Genomic DNA, 15,687 nt, shown 5'->3' on the forward strand with positions numbered 1-15,687 from the left:
GGCCACCCGTTCCCCCTTCCTCCTCCTTCGGGTGGCCGGCTCCGTCCCCCGGTGGCCGACCGGGTCGTCCACGGGGTTCCGACCCGGCGGCCGGCCGGGCTGACCTAGGGTGCGTCCATGAGTGCGACGAGGCCCTCCGCCCCACCCTCCCCTGGGCTCGACCCGGCCGTCCGCCGGGGCTACGGTCTCGGCTCGGTCGCGACGGGCGCCTTCGGGACCGTGCCGGGCCTGCTCCTGCTGCCCTACCTCACCGATCGCATCGGCATCCCCGCCGGGCTCGCCGGTGTCATCGTCTTCGCCCCGAAGGCCTGGGACGTCGTCCTCAACCCCGTCGCCGGCCGCATCAGCGACCGGTCCGAGCACCCCGACGGCAAGCGCCGCCCCTTCCTCATCCGGGCCGGGCTCGCGCTCGCGGCCTGCTTCGCGCTCCTCTTCCTCGGACCGACCTCGCCGGAGTGGGCGGGGGCTGCGTGGGTGGCCGTGGCCTACCTCGCCTGCGCGACGGCCTACAGCTTCTTCCAGGTGCCCTACGTCGCGATGCCCGCCGAGATCACCGACGACTACGACGAGCGCACCCGGCTCATGACCTGGCGGGTCGCGATCCTCGCGTTCGCGATCCTCGTCAGCGGGGGCCTGTCGCCCGTCATCCGTGATGCCTTCGGTCAGGAGTGGGGCTACCGCGCGGTCGGGTTCTTCGTCGCGGCCCTCATCGCCCTCGGGGCGTGGGGCGCCTGGCACGGCACCAAGCGGGCGCGCGTCGTCGCAAGCGCCGTGACGAGCACGTCCTTCGCCGACCAGCTGCGGCTCGTGCGGTCCGACCGACCGTTCCGGCTGCTGCTCACGACCTTCGTCCTCCAGGCCCTCGCGACGGGCGCGATGCTGGCCGGGGTCGACTACGTCGCGCGGTGGGTGCTGCGCTCCCCCAACGCCGCCAGCCTGCTCTTCGTCTGCTTCGTCGCCCCCGCGCTCGTCGTGACGCCCCTCTGGCAGCGCTACGGCACCTCCCGAGACAAGAAGCGCGGCTACCTGCTCGCGTCGTTCCTCCTCGGCGGCGGGGCGCTCCTGCTCGTGCTGTCGCGCTCGATGCCGGCGGGGCTCGTCTACGGGTGCGTCGCGGTCGTCGGCGTCGGCTACGCCGGGGCACAGATGTTCCCGATGGCGATGCTCCCCGACGTCGCGAGCCGCACCGGCGACGCGCAGTCGCGCGTCGGCCTCTACACGGGCGTCTGGACCGCCGGGGAAACGCTCGGTCTCGCCCTCGGCCCGGCGGTGTATGCCGCCGTGCTCGCCCTCGGGGGCTACGTCTCCTCGACGGGGTCGAACCTCTTCCAACCGGAGTCGGCCGTGACCGCGATCGCGCTCGGGTTCTCGCTCGTCCCGGCGGTCCTCGTTGCGGTGTCGCTCCTCGCACTCCGCCGCTACCGCCTGTCGCCAGGCGAAGCCACCCCCTCGAACCCCGCTGAGAGAGGTCGACGATGAGCCTCACCCCTGACGAGATCCGCACCCACCTCGAGGCCCTGCGCGGACGGGACCTGCCGACGCACGGGGGGCACACCCTCGCCTACGTCTACGACTCCGGGCTCGCGAGCGCCGACGCGATCGGGCGCGAGGTCCTCGCGGCGTTCTCGTCGACGAACGGTCTCGACCCGACGGCCTTCCCCTCGCTCCTCGCCATGGAGAACGACCTCGTGGGCATCGCGGGCCGGCTCGTCGACGCACCGGACGGGTTCGCCGGCGTCGTCACGTCCGGCGGCACCGAGTCGATCCTCCTCGCTGTCCTCGCCGCGCGGGACGGGCGGCCCGACGTCGCGGCGCCGCGCATGGTCCTCCCGACGACGGCGCACGCGGCGTTCCACAAGGCGGCGCACTGGCTCGGGGTCGAGCCGGTGTTCGTCGACGTCGACCCCGTGACGAAGCGGGCCGTGCCCGAGGCGATGGCCGCGGCGATCGACGACCGAACCCTCCTCGTCGTCGCCTCCGCGCCCTCCTACGCCCATGGCGTCATCGACCCCGTCGAGCCGATCGCGGCGGCGGCGTCCGCGGCCGGGGTCCGCTGCCACGTCGACGCGTGCATCGGCGGGTGGGTGCTGCCCCACCTGCGCGCGACGGAGCCCGACCAGCTGCCGTGGACGTTCGCCGTCCCCGGCGTCACGAGCCTCTCGCTCGACCTGCACAAGTACGCGTACACCCCCAAGGGCGTCTCCGTCCTGCTCCACGCCTCGGCCGCGCTGCGCCGGACCCACCTGTTCGCCTCGGCCCGGTGGCCGGGCTACACGATGCTCAACACGACGGCCCAGTCGACGAAGTCCGGAGGGCCCCTCGCAGCGGCGTGGGCCGTCGTCCACCACATCGGCGCCGAGGGCTATGCCGGGCTCGCCCGCACCGCGCGCGAGGCGACCCTCGACCTCGCGACCGCGGTGAGCGGCATACCGGGGCTTTCCCTCGCGGCCGAGCCGGACTCCACCCTGTTGTCCCTGACGACGGACGGCTCGTGCGACGTCTTCACGATCTCCGACGAGATGCTCGCCCGGGGGTGGTACATCCAGCCGCAGATGCGTTTCGGCGACCTCCCGGCGACGCTCCACCTCACGTTCAGCGCCGCGACGGCGACGGCATCGGACCGGATCGGGCGCGACCTCGCCGACTCGACCGCGGCCGCCCGCGCCTCCGGTCCGGTCCCCGTCCCGGCCGAGCTCGTCGCCGCCGCAGGCTCGCTCGACCCTGCGACGCTCGACGATGCCGCCTTCGACGGTCTCCTCGCGCTCGCGGGCCTCGGCGACGGAGCGGGTGGGCTCGCACTGCCGGAGCGGATGGCCCCGCTCAACGCCCTCCTCGACGCCCTCTCACCCGAGCTGCGCGAGGCGATCCTGCTCGGCGTCATCGACCGGCTCGCGCGCCCGAGCGCCTGACCCGGGAAGAGGAAAGGCGCAGAGCGGCCACCCGGTAGGGATGGCCGCCCTGCGCCTGTCTCGGAAGGTCGGTCCGGATCGCCTCAGGCGGGGAGGATGAGACCCTTCGTCGCCTTGGCGCGCTCGAGGCGAGCAGCGACGTCGGGCCAGTTGACGACGTTCCACCAGGCCTTGACGTAGTCGGCCTTGACGTTCTCGTACTGCAGGTAGAAGGCGTGCTCCCACATGTCGAGCTGGAGCAGCGGGATCTGACCCACGGGGATGTTGCCCTGCTGGTCGAACAGCTGCATGATGTGCGGCCGCTCGGCGATGGTGTCCCAGGCGAGGATCGACCAGCCGGAGCCCTGGATCGCGTTGGCGTTGGCGTTGAAGTGCGCCTGGAACGCGTCGAAGCCGCCGAAGTACTCGTCGATCGCCGCGGCGACCTCGCCCTCGGGACGGCCGCCACCGTCGGGGCTCATGTTCTGCCAGAAGACCGAGTGGTTCGTGTGGCCACCCAGGTGGAACGCGAGGTTCTTCTCGACGCCGTTGATCGTGGCGTAGTCACCGGAGGCCCGCAGCTCCTCGAGCTTGGCGACGGCCGCGTTGGCGCCGTCGACGTAGGCCTGGTGGTGCTTGCTGTGGTGCAGCTCCATGATCCGCGCGCTGATGTGCGGCTCGAGGGCTGCGTAGTCGTAGGGAAGTTCCGGAAGCGTGTAAGCCACTTGTCGTTCCTTTCGTGGAGACCATTCGGCTCCGACCACTCTATGCCGGTGCGGAAGAGGTCCGGCAGGGGTGTCTGGGCGGGGCCGCAGCCGGGTCGTCAGGATCCGAGGAACCCGGACAACGTCGAGATCTGGGCACTGTCACCGAGGGCGATGACCGTCATGCCCGCGGAGAGCACCGTGTCGGGTGGCGGGTTGGCGACGAAGCGGCCCCGGTCGGGCAGGCGCAGCCCCAGCACCTGGGCCCCCGAGCGCTGGAACAGGTCCAGCTCGCCGATGGCCCGTCCGGATACCGACGAACCCTCGGGGATCCGGATCTGGTCGATGCGGTAGTCGATGTCCTCGTCGTGCATCACCACGTCGAGGAACTCCGCGACGTCCCGGTGGAGGGCGAACGACGCCATCCGCCGGCCGCCGATGAGCTGCGGGTTGACGGCGCGGGTCGCACCCGCGAGCACCATCTTCTCCTTGGCGTCGACGGTGCGCGCCCTCGAGATGATGACGAGGTCCGGCCGGAGGGCGCGGGCGGAGAGCGTGACGTAGACGGTGTCGGTGTCGGTGTCGAGGGCGACGATGAGCGCCCGAGCCTGCGCGATCCCCGCGGCCCGCAGCGTCGCGTCGTCGAGCGCGTTGCCCTGCAGGTGCGGTGTCGTCAGCCCGACGAGGCGGCTCTCGTCGCTGTCGATGACGACGACGTCGTTGCCGGTCGCGATGAGCTGCGCGGCGGCCGCCCGCCCGACGCGGCCGTAGCCGCAGATGATGATGTGACCCCGCAGTGCCGCTATCGAACGGTCCATGTGACGCCTCTCGAGATGCGCACGGAGGTGACCCTCGGTCAGCGCTTCGACAATGACTCCCAGGTTGTAGAGCACCACGCCGACGCCGAGGAGGATCAGGACCATGGTGAAGACCTGGCCGGCCGTCGTCAGCGGGCGGACCTCGCGGAAGCCGACCGTGGCGACGGTGGTGACGGTCTGGTACATCGCCTCGAGCGGCGTGAAGCCGAGGACCACGTAGCCGATGGCCCCGACGACCATGACCGCACCGAGGGCAAGCACGGCGAAACCGATCCGGTTGACCGCGCTGCGAGCGCTGTCGACCCCGCCGAGCAGCGAGCGGCGCCGGTTGCTCTTGCTCGTCAGCATGACCCACCACGCCGCATGTCCTCATCCTGCCAGTGGCTTCCTCGGGCCGGGCGGATTCGGTATGCCGCTCAGCCCAGCCCGAGCAGGTCGCGGACGTCGTCGCTCGTGATGGCGCCCGAGAGGGCGCCGCCCTCGTCGACGACCCGCTGGAACAGGTCGCGCTTGCGCTCCTGCAGGGCGACGACCTTCTCCTCGATCGTCCCGGCCGACACGAGCCGGTAGACGGTGACCGGTCGGCTCTGGCCGATGCGGTGCGCCCGGTCGATCGCCTGGGCCTCGGCGGCGGGGTTCCACCACGGGTCGAGGACGAAGACGTAGTCGGCCTCGGTCAGGGTCAGGCCGAACCCGCCGGCCTTGAGGCTGATGAGGAAGGCCGCGGCCTGACCGTCGCGGAAGCCCCGGATGACGGACTGCCGGTCGGTCGTGGTCCCGTCGAGGTAGCACGTGCGCAGGCCGGCCTCGGTGAGGGCCCGCTCGACGATGCGCAGGAAACCGGTGAACTGGCTGAAGACGAGGGCGCGATGCCCTTCGGCGGCCAGCTCGCGAAGCTGCTCGACGAGGAACTCGACCTTGGCCGCGGTCGCCTTGCCGGCGTGCGCGTCGTCGACGAGGGCCGGGTCGAGGGAGAGCTGACGCAGCCGGGTCAACGCCGCGAGGATGGCGACCCGGTTGGCCTCGGGGTCGTCGAGCAGGCCGAGGACCCGCTGACGCTCGCGCTGCAGGTGCTGGTCGTAGATGTGGGCGTGGACCGGGTGTGGGGCGATGGGCATGACCTGGATCTGCTTGGGGGGCAGGTCGATCGCCACCTGCTCCTTCGTGCGGCGGAGCATGAGCGGGCGGATCCGCCGCCGCAGCAGGTCGAGCAGCTCGGGCCGCTCCCCCGACTCGATCGGCTTGCGGTAGCTCTTGGTGAAGACGTCGGGTCGCGGGTAGAGCCCGGGGGCGGTGAGGGACAGGAGCGACCAGAGGTCCATGAGGGAGTTCTCGAGCGGGGTGCCCGTGACCGCGATGGTGAACGGCGCCCCGAGCTTGCGCACCGCTACGTGCGTCTTGGCCTGACGGTTCTTGACGAACTGCGCCTCGTCGAGGACGACGCCACCCCACCGGACGCCTTGGAAGGACTCGGCGTCGAGGCGGAGGACGGCATACGACGTGACGACGACCTCGGCGCCCGCGACGGCGTCGGCGAGCGGCCGCCCGCGCCTGCGCTCGGTCTCGGCGACGGCGACCACCGGGAGGTGCGGCGCGAACGTCTCGAACTCGCCGAGCCACGTGCCGATGACGCTCGTCGGTGCGACGACGAGGACCGGCCCGCGGGCGGGTGACGCGTCGTCGGCCACGCCGCCGAGCTCGCCGCGATCGTGGGCCCGGGCGAGGGCGGCGATCGTCTGGAGGGTCTTGCCAAGGCCCATGTCGTCGGCGAGGATCCCGCCGAGGCGGGCGTCCCAGAGGCGTGAGAGCCAGCGGTAGCCGTCGAGCTGGTAGGGCCGCAGGGTCGCCCGGAGGTCCTCCGGGACCTCGATCGGCGGCCCGTCGTCGACCCCGCGCAGCGCCTCGACGCTCGCGGCCCAGCGGGCGCTCTGCTCGTCGACGACGCCGAGCGCGACGAGCTCCTCCCAGAAGTCGGCGTGGTGCGCGCTGAGGCGCAGGCCGCCGGTCTCGGGGTCGGCGATGTCGCGCGCCTCCTCGATGAGGGCGCGGAGGCGCTGGAGCTCGGGGCGGTCGAGTCGGAACCAGGCGCCCGAGTCGAGGAGCATGATCTCCTCGCCGCGCGCGAGCGCCCCGAAGAGCGGCTCGAAGGGGACCTCCTCACCGTCGACCTCGACGGAGACGTGCAGGTCGAACCAGTCGCCCGGCTCGCCCGGCGCGGCCGGCGCGGCATCGCGTCCCTGGTCGAGGGCGCCGAGACGGATGACGGGCGCGCTGGTGACCTCCTCGTAGACCGGGAGGTCGCCGTCGAGCTCGACGGTGACGTGCTCGTCGGCCTCGAGGGCCGGGAGCACGTCGGTGCCGAAGCGGGCGGCGTCGAGGCCACGCAGGACGACCCGCGGGAGGAGGTAGGGATGGCCGAGGACGTCGAGGCGCGTCGCCCCGGGGATGGCCCGCACCGATGCGGCGGCCTCGACCGCCGCGCGCTCGGCCTCGTGGTCGCGGGCCCCGCCCGTCCCGCCGAACCGGGCGGTCGAGAACGCCCGGGCCCGACCGTCGTAGGCGTGGCCGAGGTCGAGGTGGACCTCGCCCGGAACGTCGGCGGTGACGCGGACGAGGACGGTGACCCGGGGCGCCTCCCAACTGGCCGGCTCCGCGTCGGGGACGGGCAGGGGGACCTCGGAGCGGACGCGGACCCGGTCGCGGAGGCCGGGCACGGCGGTGCGAAGGAAGCGCGCCCGCTCCTCGGCGGGCACGCGCAGCCCGGCCTCGGCCTGGAGCAGCCCGTCGCGGTCGAGACCGAGGTCCTGGTCGAGCGCGACGAAGGTGAGCGACCCGTCGTCGCCCTCGACGGCAATCCCGTGAACCGGGTCGCCGATGAGCAGCCGCGACCCTGGGAGGCCATCAGACAGCTCGTCGGGCAGCCCGACGACCTCGACCCTCAGCACGAGGTCGCCGGACTCGTCGTCGGCGCGGTGCACCCCGAGGACGAGGCGCGCCGGCTCCTCGGCGATGCGGATCGGGCCCTCGACCCCACTGCCGGGCAGGATCTCGATGCCGGCCCGGCGCGCCTCGCCGAGGAGCGGCCAGACCTCGGCGCTCGCGTCGAGCGCGATCGGCGCCGTGCCCGTGAAGAAGGTCGTCCGGCCGGACCCGTGCCGGGCCGCGTCGTGGAGCCGGCTCATGATCCGCTCGTGCTCGGGCAGGTAGCGCAGCCCACTGCGCCACTGCGGGAGGGCCTCGTGCCAGGAGAGGTTCTTGTGCCACGTCCCCGTGCGCGTCCAGCGGGTCGGTCGGAGGCCGTAGCCCAGCTCGGGCGCCTCCGACCACGCCCCGCCGCCGCGGTAGACGAGGTCGACGAAGAGCCCTGCCGGCACGAGGTCACCGCGGGCCTCGGGCCTTCTGGCTTCGCCCTCGCCCTCCGCCTGCGAGCGCGGTCGGACGTGCCCGAGGACCTCGGACCAGTGCACCCGCTTCGCGCCAGCATCAGGGTCGCTGAGTCCCTCCGCGCCGCCCTCTGCGACGCCGTCGGGGTCGATGCCCCGGGCGACATCACGGGCCAGCAGGAGCAGGGCCACGACGTGCTTGCAGTCGGCGCCGACGGGGCAGCTGCAGCGCCCGGACCACAGCGGCGAGCGCCCCTTCGGGTGTGGCCGGGCCTCGACGATCGTCTGGTAGGTCTCGTCGCGGCTGCCGCTCACGGTGCCGAGGAGCATGAGGCCCTCCGGCCGGGCGGCCAGGGACCGGACGCGGCCCTCGGCGGCATACGCCTGACCGCGTTCGAACGTCCGGGAGCCGACCTGTTGCGCGATCTCGGGGTCGGTGAGGTCACCGACCCACGTCGCCTGCCCCACGCTCCACGCCATGTCTCGACTCTAGGCGCGGCGGCGGACATCGGGATGCGTCCTCCACAGCGTCGCCCTGGGGCCGGTCGGGCTGACCGAGTGGACCGACGGTCAGTCAGGTGGCCGATGGCGTCTGGGTCCGGCAGAGCGAGTGGGTTTGAAGCAACACCGTCGTGGTGCGTGGGGCCGACGGTTGGTCGTCGTCGATCCCGGCATCACTTGCCCAGGGGCCCGAGGTGGCCGCACGTCCCGATGGGCGGCCGGCACTCTCTGTGAACCGATCATCAGCATTGGCGCTGGGCACCTGGCGTCATCCGGGGCGGCGCTGGAGGATCATGTCGTGAAGCTCAAAATCGACCTGCACGACATCTACAACAGGGGCGACGAGATCGAGCGAGCGCTCCGGGCCGTCATCGACGAGGCGATCGAGAAGAAGGCGCCCCTGGTGGAGATCATCCCCGGAAAGGGCTCTGGTCAGCTCAAGAAGCGGGTGTTGCGCTTCCTGGACCGCAAGGACATCAAAGCGCTCTACCACCGGGTCGAGAAGGACTCCGACAACTTCGGCCGCGTCTTCGTCCACTTCAGGTGGAAGTAGGCACCCAGCCCGCTACAGGTCGGGGTCGGCTGACAGGCGGACAACCCGTCGGCCAAGATGACGCCATGGCCGACGACGACCGCGACCCCCGCACGCTGACCCTCGCCGACTTCCCCGTCCGGCGGCCGGTGACGACGCGGTGGTCCGACAACGACATGTACGGCCATCTCAACAACGCGGTCTACTACGAGCTCTTCGACTCGGCGATCAACGCCTGGCAGGCCGAGCACCTGACGATCGACCCGATGACCGACGCCACCCAGGGCGTCGTCGCCGAGTCGGGCTGCGTCTTCTACGGCGAGGTGGCTTTTCCCTCCCCGCTCGTCGTGGGTCTGCGGGTGGTGCGGATCGGGACGAGCAGCGTGACCTACCAGCTCGGCCTCTTTCTCGACCCCGACCGGGCGTCCGACCCCGACCCTGCGGTCAAGGCGCTCGGCCACTGGGTCCATGTCGAGATCGACGCGGCCTCCCGCCGGCCCACCCCCATCCCGGACGGGCTCCGCGCCCTGATGGAGGCCGCGCGCTGAGGGCCCGCGACCCGAGACCCGGCGCCCCGCAGGCGTCTCAGCGCGGCAGCCGGACGGCCTTGCCCTGGTGGAGTCGACGTCCGGCCCCCTGCATCACCGCCGTGTAGAGGGGGCGCACGAACCGCTTGGCCCGCCACGCGATGTGCCCCTCGCGGTCGGTGAGGATCACGTCCTTGCCCGAGTCGATGCCCTTGAGGACGATCGCGGCGACGCCCTCAGCGGTTCGGCTCGATCCGCTCACCATCGCCCGGCCGGCGTCCTCCATCTCGGTGTCGGCGCCCCGGAACGACGCCCCGAGGTTCGTCTGGAAGAACGACGGACAGACGACGGACACCGTCACCCCGTGCGGCGCGAGCTCGTGCGACAGCGTCTCGCTCAGCGCGACGACGCCGGCCTTGACCGTGTTGTAGGCGGCCATGCCCGGTGCGTGGACGAGACCGGCGAGGGAAGCGGTGTTGACGATGTGGCCGCTGCCCTGCTGCTTGAGGAGTGGCACGAAGGTGCGGCAGCCGCGGACGACGCCGAGGAGGTTGATGTCGACGATCCAGTGCCACTCGTCCATCGTCGCCACGTCGATGCGGCCGCCGGCCGCGACACCCGCGTTGTTGACGAGCAGGTCGAGTCCGCCCATCGAGGCCATGACGTGGTCGAGTGCCCGGGCCCAGGCATCGTCGCTGCGCACGTCGAGGGGCAGGTAGTCGACCCCGACGGGGATCGCGTCCGGGCGCTCGAGCGCCACGTCCGTCGCGAGGACCCGGTCGCCGCGCGCGGCGAGCCCGCGCACGAGCGCGAGCCCGAGACCCGACGCGGCGCCGGTGACGAGGACGCGACGGTGGGAGGTGGGGGCGCGATGCGGGGTGAGCGGCATACGGACGACCCTATGTCCGTATGCCGCTCAGCTCAGCGGATGGCCAGCGTGACCTTCCCGCGGGCCCGGCGCTCGTCGATCTCGGTGAGGGCGGCGGCGACGTCGGCGAGGGGGAAGCCGGGCCCGAGGACCGGGTCGAGCGCGCCCTGCGCGAGCAGGGGCAGGATCGCGTCCCACTGGGTGCGGAGGTAGCCCGGGTCGCGGGTCCAGAACGCTCCCCAACCGACCCCGACGACGCTGAGGTTGTTGAGGAGGAGCCGGTTGACCTTGACCTCGGGGATCTGGCCGGCGGTGAAGCCGATGACGAGGAGGCGCCCCTCGGGGGCGAGCGCGCGGAGGCTGTCGGTGAACCGGTCGCCGCCGACAGGGTCGACGATCACGTCGACGCCCCGGCCCTCCGTCAGCTCCTTGGCGCCCGCGAGGAAGTCGTCGGCGAGGACGATGTGGTGGGCCCCGGCGGCGCGGGCGGTCTCGATCTTGTCCTCGGTGGAGACGACGGCGATGACGCGGGCGTCCATCGCGCGCGCCAGCTGGATCGCCGCGGTCCCGATGCCGCCGGCCGCGCCGTGGACGAGCACGACCTCGCCGCGCTCGAGCTGGGCCCGACGCACGAGGGCGAAGTGGACGGTCAGGTAGTTCATCGGCAGCGCGGCCCCGGCGCGGAACGAGACGGAGTCGGGCAGCGGGAAGGCGAGGGCCTCCTGCACCGACACCGTCTCGGCGAAGCCGCCAAGCACCGGGAAGGCGGCGACGCGATCCCCCGTCGCGAACGCGCTGCCCGGGGCGGCCTCGCGGACGACACCCGCGCACTCCGACCCCGGGACGAAGGGCAGGTCGGGGCGCATCTGGTAGAGCCCCTTCGTCATGAGGACGTCAGGGAAGTTGACGCCCGCCTCGTGGACGTCGACGAGCACGTGCCCCGGCTGGAGGGTGGGGATCTCGACCTCGGCGACCTCGACCGCGGACGGCCCGTCGAGGCTCGTCACTCGTGCTGCTCTCATGCTGGTGACCCTAGCGACGAAACCTGGCCTCCGGTTCGGCTGCGCCCGATGAGCCGACGCGGGCGCGCTCTAGGGTGAGAGGGTGATCGAGCCCCTGGTCCGGCTCCCGGACGGCACCATCAAGCAGGTCAACCCCCTCACCGGGACGAAGGTCTGGACCCTCCCCGGCCGGGCCGCCCGACCGATCGGCGTGCCGACCCGCACGCCCCTGCCCATCGACCCGGCCGACCACGACCGACACTGCGCCTTCTGCGCGGGCCGCATGCTCGAGACGACGCCGGAGATCGCCCGCCTCGTCCGGCCGAACGGCTCGTGGAAGGAGCTGCGGGGCCTGCTCGCGGAGGAGCTCCACGACACCGTCGCCGAGTTCCGGCTCATCCCCAACCTCTTCGAGATCCTCAGCTACGACTACTGGAACCTCGCCCACGGGTTCGAGCCCACGCCCGAGTCCCAAGCCAGGCGAGCGGCATACCTCTCGACCCCTGCGGGGCACGCGCACGTCGCCGCCCTCGCGCGGATCCGCATGCGGGCGCGCGGGGCCGCCGGCGCGGACGCCGAGCCCCTCGCCGAGGCGGACCTCGAGCGCGAGGCGGTGGGACTCTTCGCCGGCAACCACCAGGTCGTCATCGCGCGGCGGCACTTCGTCGACGGCGCCACCGACGACACGCAGCTCGCCGGATCGGGGACGCTGACACCCGAGGAGCACTGGAAGTACGTCGAGTTCACGATCGAGGCGATGCGCGACCTCTACCGCGACAACGCGTGCGCGCGATACGTCTCCGTCTTCCAGAACTGGCTCGGCCCTGCCGGCGCCTCCTTCGACCACCTCCACAAGCAGGTTGTCGCGATCGACGAGCTCGGCTCGCAGAAGGAGCGTGAGGTCCGCCGCGTCCGTAAGGAGCCCGACGTCTTCCTGCGCTGGGGGGCGCAGTATGCCGCCGAGCAGGGTCTCGTCATCGCGCGCGCCGAGCACGCCGTGGCGTTCGCCGGGGTCGGCCACCGGTACCCCGCCCTGGTCGTGCACCTTCTCGACGGTGGGCCGCGCCCGTGGGAGCTGAGCACCGACCAGATCCGGGACTTCGCCGACCTCGTGCACGCCTGCCACGCGGCGACGGGGGTCCACGTGCCCTCGAACGAGGAGTGGCACCACAAGCCGCCGTCGGTCGACGTGCCCATACCGCTCCGGGCCGTCATCAAGTGGCGGATCTCGACGCTCGCCGGCTTCGAGGGCGGGACGAAGATCTACGTCAACACGATCGACCCATGGACCGTGCGCGAGCGGACCGTCACCCGCCTGCGCGAGCTGCGCGACGCCGGCGCGCTGTCCGACCGCATCACGGTGGGCTGAGCGACCGGGCGTGCCATCGAGACTCAGGCCGTGAAGCCTGGCGCCGACAGGACGAAGTAGCCCGCCACGAAGGCGGCGGCGACGAGCAGAGCCGCCGGCACCCAGGCACGAAGACCCTTCCGGCGGCTGAGAACGGCGGCGATGACCAGCGGGACGGCGCCGAGGGGTGGGATGAGCACGACGCCCGCGAAGGCGAGCGCGCCCAGGAGTGCCCACTCATCGGCGGTGAGGGATCGGGCGGCAAGCGTCTGGCCTCGTCGGATCACAGGGGAAGCCTGACGCAGCATCGGCATTCGCGCCATTTGAGTCCGTCTCGGCGCTCGGGCGATCGGCGCCTCGGGCCCCTCGAGGTGACCAGTGCTCAGAAGGGCGGCGGGTCGTCCGCCGCGGCGGGCGCGCCCCGGACCGTCGCGGTGACGACCGCCCGGTCGGTCCCTGTGTTGTTGTCGTGCCCGGGGCCGGGGCCGCGCAGGGCGGCTCGCCAGTCCTTCGGGTAGGTGACGTATCGGCGGCCCGCGAGCGTCGTCCACGTGAGTGCGTCGTCAGGCGTCGGCTCGGACCGCCACAGCCGGGCGGTCTTGGTGTTGTGGCAGAAGCGGTGCTTGGCGTGGAGGTTGCCGACCTCCGTGCGGCCTCGGGGCCACGGGACCTCGTGGTCGAGGTCGCACCGATGCGCCGGGACCTCGCACCCGGGCCCGCGACACACGCCGTCGACGGCGCGGACGTGGTCGACCATCGCACGGCTCGGCACGTAGCGGTCCGAAGAGAGCTCCAACGCCCGCCCGGTGTCCACGTCGACGGCGAGACGCTGCCACACCGAGTCCGGCGCGGTCATGATCTCCCTCGCATGCGCCGCCGTCACCCAGCCGTGCCCGGGAATCTCGCAGGCGGCGTCGGACAGGCCCGCAGCGACCTCGAACGGCACCACGATCCACACCCGGGCCTTCGGCGGCCGCCCCCAGCTCCCCGGGCCGCCGGATGCCGTCGCGTCGCCGGCACGGAGGCCGTCAGTGAGCCAGCCGTGAAGGAGAAGGTCGCACACCACGTCGCAGCGCAGCTGCTCCAGCGTGCGCTCGTCCCCAGAGGCGCGCACCGCCCGCGCGACCTCGTCGGCACGGTCGAGGATGGCCACCACCCGCTCCGCCGGCGCGACCACCGTCAGGACGCCGAGCCCGTCCTCGGTCAGGCGGCCGTACACCGTCCGGGACCCCGCGGCCGACAGCCGCAGCTCCTCCTGACCGCGGGCGTCGGCCGACCGGACGCACCGCCGCAGCCTGGTCGTGAACGTCCGCTGCGACGGCGCGTGGCCGTCGCGTCCGGGTGCGAGAAGCGCCTCCTCGAGGGCCGGCATGACCTCGTCGGGGAGCGCTGACGTCTCGGACACGACCTGTAGAGCCCGGGCCAGGCTCACGTCCCCGCGGCGCAGCGCCGCCCGCATCACGCGGTGCCGTCTGGGCGCTGTCGCCAGGGCGAGCCGCCGGGACACCTCACCGACACCGACTCCCGTCGCGAGGGCGATCTCCTGGGTCACGATCTGACTCACGGACACCGGCACGACGCCGTTGTGGCCCACCAGCGCCGCCCCGGCGTGCTGCTGCTCCTGGATCGAGGTCAGCGCTGCGTACGCGTCGACGAGCCGGCCCTCCAGCCGAGCCTTCTCGACCTCCAGCGCCTCGATCTGCGCGAGGGCTGCGTCTGCCGCCCGAGCTAGTGACACGAAGCGGTCGACCCGAGTGCCGACAGCCTCACCAGCGGCGGAGACCGACAGGACACCTGCGGCAGTCAGGGAGGCGGCGGTCGCCCGCTCGAGAGGGGACAGTGAGACATCGATGAACGGCATCGCACCCCTCCCCTGACTCGCCGAGAACCGCGGTCCCAATGGTCAATTGGAACATCCGTTCGACATGCAGGTCAATGGTTCCGGCACGTCAATTTGCATGAATCTTCTTGCAGCCCAATGCAATCAGCGCTCCCGACGGGGCGAGAGCCGGCCCCGGGCCCCGCGGCTGAGGGGCCGGCAGGCGGACGAGTCTGAGCAAACGGCCGCATGCGTCGAGCCCGGCTTATACCGTGGAGGGAGGACACAGGTCAAGGGGGACAGCATGGACACCCGCAAGCGCGTAACGAGCATCCTCGCGATGATGGCGTTGTTGGTGGTGGGCGCCGGCTCGTCGATGTCTCGGGCGAGCAGCGCCGACGAGGGGCTCGTGCCCGGGCTCCCGGTCTATCTCGCGCTCGGCGACTCCATCGCCAACGGCGAGGCGTCCGCGCCGACCCTGCCCGCCTACTGGGAGACGGTCGCGGGCTGGCGCGCCAACGGCTACGTCGCCCAGCTCGATGCGGCGCTCGTGACCCGGCTCGACTGCCTGCCCGCTGCGAGCACTCACGCGGCCGACGGGTGCAGGCAGCTGCAGCTGCTCAACCTCAGCAGGTCGGCGGTCCCGCCCTTGAACGGGCAGCCGGAGAAGCCGGGCGTGACGCTCCCGATCCTCATCGAGGAGCAGCTGCCCACCGCCACGGCCCTGCTCGGGTCGCGCAACCACGACGCCAACCCCCGCAACGATGTCGAGGTCGTCACCATCACCGCCGGCGGTGCCGACGTCCTCGTCCCGGCGTTGGGCAGCTGTCTGGGCGGCGATGCAGGTGCCTGCTCAGCGGCGCTCACGTCAGCGTTCACCGAGTTCACCGCCAACTTCTCGCACATCGTGTCCGACCTGCGGCAGGCGGCCGGCCCTGACGCGCGGATCGCCACCATGACGCTTTACAACCCGCTGCCCTTCTGCGTCCTCGGGCAGGCCGATCCGGCCGCGGCAGAGGCGTTCGGCAACTGGGTGCTCGAGGGCGGGACCGTTCCCGGCTTCGGGACACTCCCCTACGGCGTGAACGACATCATCCGCTCGGTGTCGCAGCATTACGGCGCGGTGACGGCCGAGACCTTCGGCCTTCTCGGCGCCGGCGACCTCGTCGGCGGAGGGGACTGCCGTCACCCCACCCGCAGCGGGCACACGAAGATCGCCGGGGCCTTCGAGACCGCGCTCCTCGGCGCGCCGAGTCCCTGAACCGCCCTGACCCGCCGGCCTCCCGAACCACAGCGCG

The 15,687-nt window shown here is 72.3% G+C and carries 13 protein-coding genes; 6 read left to right on the forward strand and 7 right to left on the reverse strand.

Going from position 1 to position 15,687, the window contains the following annotated elements:
- Positions 1 to 117 precede the first annotated feature (117 nt).
- Together N865_RS06770 and N865_RS06775 are read left to right on the forward strand one after the other, a co-directional pair.
- A complete protein-coding gene (locus tag N865_RS06770) occupies positions 118 to 1,479 on the forward strand; it encodes an MFS transporter (protein ID WP_051510289.1) in 1,362 nt (453 codons plus the stop codon).
- Positions 1,476 to 2,909 (forward strand): pyridoxal phosphate-dependent decarboxylase family protein, encoded by a 1,434-nt coding sequence (locus N865_RS06775; protein WP_051510290.1) that lies wholly within the window; start codon positions 1,476 to 1,478, stop codon positions 2,907 to 2,909. The genes N865_RS06770 and N865_RS06775 overlap by 4 nt, the downstream gene beginning before the upstream one ends.
- 83 nt (positions 2,910 to 2,992) lie before the next feature.
- On the opposite strand, the gene N865_RS06780 is transcribed toward N865_RS06775, so the two are convergent.
- The 3 genes from N865_RS06780 to N865_RS06790 form a co-directional block, all read right to left on the reverse strand.
- Positions 2,993 to 3,613 (reverse strand): superoxide dismutase, encoded by a 621-nt coding sequence (locus N865_RS06780; protein ID WP_034803317.1) that lies wholly within the window; start codon positions 3,611 to 3,613, stop codon positions 2,993 to 2,995.
- A gap of 98 nt (positions 3,614 to 3,711) precedes the next feature.
- Entirely contained in the window at positions 3,712 to 4,758 is a 1,047-nt protein-coding gene (locus tag N865_RS06785) for a potassium channel family protein (protein ID WP_051510291.1), read from the reverse strand.
- 68 nt (positions 4,759 to 4,826) lie between these two features.
- Positions 4,827 to 8,273 (reverse strand): DEAD/DEAH box helicase, encoded by a 3,447-nt coding sequence (locus N865_RS06790; protein WP_034803319.1) that lies wholly within the window; start codon positions 8,271 to 8,273, stop codon positions 4,827 to 4,829.
- Between the two features lie 319 nt (positions 8,274 to 8,592).
- Here N865_RS06790 and N865_RS06795 point away from each other — a divergent pair, with 319 nt between their 5' ends.
- The gene (locus tag N865_RS06795; RefSeq protein WP_034803320.1) at positions 8,593 to 8,847 is read left to right on the forward strand and encodes a Smr/MutS family protein; all 255 of its coding nucleotides are present in this window, start codon (positions 8,593 to 8,595) and stop codon (positions 8,845 to 8,847) included.
- A 65-nt stretch (positions 8,848 to 8,912) separates the two neighbouring features.
- Positions 8,913 to 9,374, forward strand: a complete 462-nt coding sequence (locus N865_RS06800) for an acyl-CoA thioesterase (RefSeq protein WP_034803321.1) — start codon at positions 8,913 to 8,915, stop codon at positions 9,372 to 9,374.
- Positions 9,375 to 9,411: 37 nt separating this feature from the next.
- On the opposite strand, the gene N865_RS06805 is transcribed toward N865_RS06800, so the two are convergent.
- Together N865_RS06805 and N865_RS06810 are read right to left on the reverse strand one after the other, a co-directional pair.
- Positions 9,412 to 10,242: an SDR family NAD(P)-dependent oxidoreductase gene (locus tag N865_RS06805; protein WP_034803322.1), complete on the reverse strand. Its 831-nt coding sequence runs from the start codon at positions 10,240 to 10,242 to the stop codon at positions 9,412 to 9,414.
- 32 nt (positions 10,243 to 10,274) lie between these two features.
- Positions 10,275 to 11,243 carry an NADPH:quinone oxidoreductase family protein gene (locus N865_RS06810; protein ID WP_034803323.1) on the reverse strand — a complete coding sequence of 323 codons (969 nt, stop codon included), beginning with the start codon at positions 11,241 to 11,243 and terminating at the stop codon, positions 10,275 to 10,277.
- Positions 11,244 to 11,325: 82 nt separating this feature from the next.
- Here N865_RS06810 and N865_RS06815 point away from each other — a divergent pair, with 82 nt between their 5' ends.
- The gene (locus N865_RS06815) at positions 11,326 to 12,591 is read left to right on the forward strand and encodes a DUF4921 family protein (protein ID WP_034803324.1); all 1,266 of its coding nucleotides are present in this window, start codon (positions 11,326 to 11,328) and stop codon (positions 12,589 to 12,591) included.
- A gap of 23 nt (positions 12,592 to 12,614) precedes the next feature.
- Here N865_RS06815 and N865_RS06820 read toward each other — a convergent pair whose 3' ends face one another.
- Both N865_RS06820 and N865_RS06825 read right to left on the reverse strand, forming a co-directional pair.
- A complete protein-coding gene (locus N865_RS06820; protein WP_157557594.1) occupies positions 12,615 to 12,857 on the reverse strand; it encodes a hypothetical protein in 243 nt (80 codons plus the stop codon).
- A 95-nt stretch (positions 12,858 to 12,952) separates the two neighbouring features.
- Positions 12,953 to 14,431, reverse strand: a complete 1,479-nt coding sequence (locus N865_RS06825; RefSeq protein WP_034803326.1) for an HNH endonuclease signature motif containing protein — start codon at positions 14,429 to 14,431, stop codon at positions 12,953 to 12,955.
- 262 nt (positions 14,432 to 14,693) lie between these two features.
- Here N865_RS06825 and N865_RS06830 point away from each other — a divergent pair, with 262 nt between their 5' ends.
- Positions 14,694 to 15,650, forward strand: a complete 957-nt coding sequence (locus tag N865_RS06830) for an SGNH/GDSL hydrolase family protein (RefSeq protein WP_157557595.1) — start codon at positions 14,694 to 14,696, stop codon at positions 15,648 to 15,650.
- Positions 15,651 to 15,687: the final 37 nt, after the last annotated feature.

Source organism: Intrasporangium oryzae NRRL B-24470 (assembly GCF_000576595.1).
Classification (GTDB): Bacteria; Actinomycetota; Actinomycetes; order Actinomycetales; family Dermatophilaceae; genus Intrasporangium_C; species Intrasporangium_C oryzae.

Bases quoted from the DNA above. Each gene is read 5' to 3' on its own strand.
- N865_RS06770 (WP_051510289.1), top strand. From the start codon at position 118: ATGAGTGCGACGAGGCCCTCCGCCCCACCCTCCCCTGGGCTCGACCCG.
- N865_RS06790 (WP_034803319.1), bottom strand. From the start codon at position 8,273: ATGGCGTGGAGCGTGGGGCAGGCGACGTGGGTCGGTGACCTCACCGAC.
- N865_RS06810 (WP_034803323.1), bottom strand. From the start codon at position 11,243: ATGAGAGCAGCACGAGTGACGAGCCTCGACGGGCCGTCCGCGGTCGAG.
- N865_RS06830 (WP_157557595.1), top strand. From the start codon at position 14,694: ATGGACACCCGCAAGCGCGTAACGAGCATCCTCGCGATGATGGCGTTG.
- N865_RS06825 (WP_034803326.1), bottom strand. From the start codon at position 14,431: ATGCCGTTCATCGATGTCTCACTGTCCCCTCTCGAGCGGGCGACCGCC.
- N865_RS06775 (WP_051510290.1), top strand. From the start codon at position 1,476: ATGAGCCTCACCCCTGACGAGATCCGCACCCACCTCGAGGCCCTGCGC.
- N865_RS06785 (WP_051510291.1), bottom strand. From the start codon at position 4,758: ATGCTGACGAGCAAGAGCAACCGGCGCCGCTCGCTGCTCGGCGGGGTC.
- N865_RS06800 (WP_034803321.1), top strand. From the start codon at position 8,913: ATGGCCGACGACGACCGCGACCCCCGCACGCTGACCCTCGCCGACTTC.
- N865_RS06805 (WP_034803322.1), bottom strand. From the start codon at position 10,242: ATGCCGCTCACCCCGCATCGCGCCCCCACCTCCCACCGTCGCGTCCTC.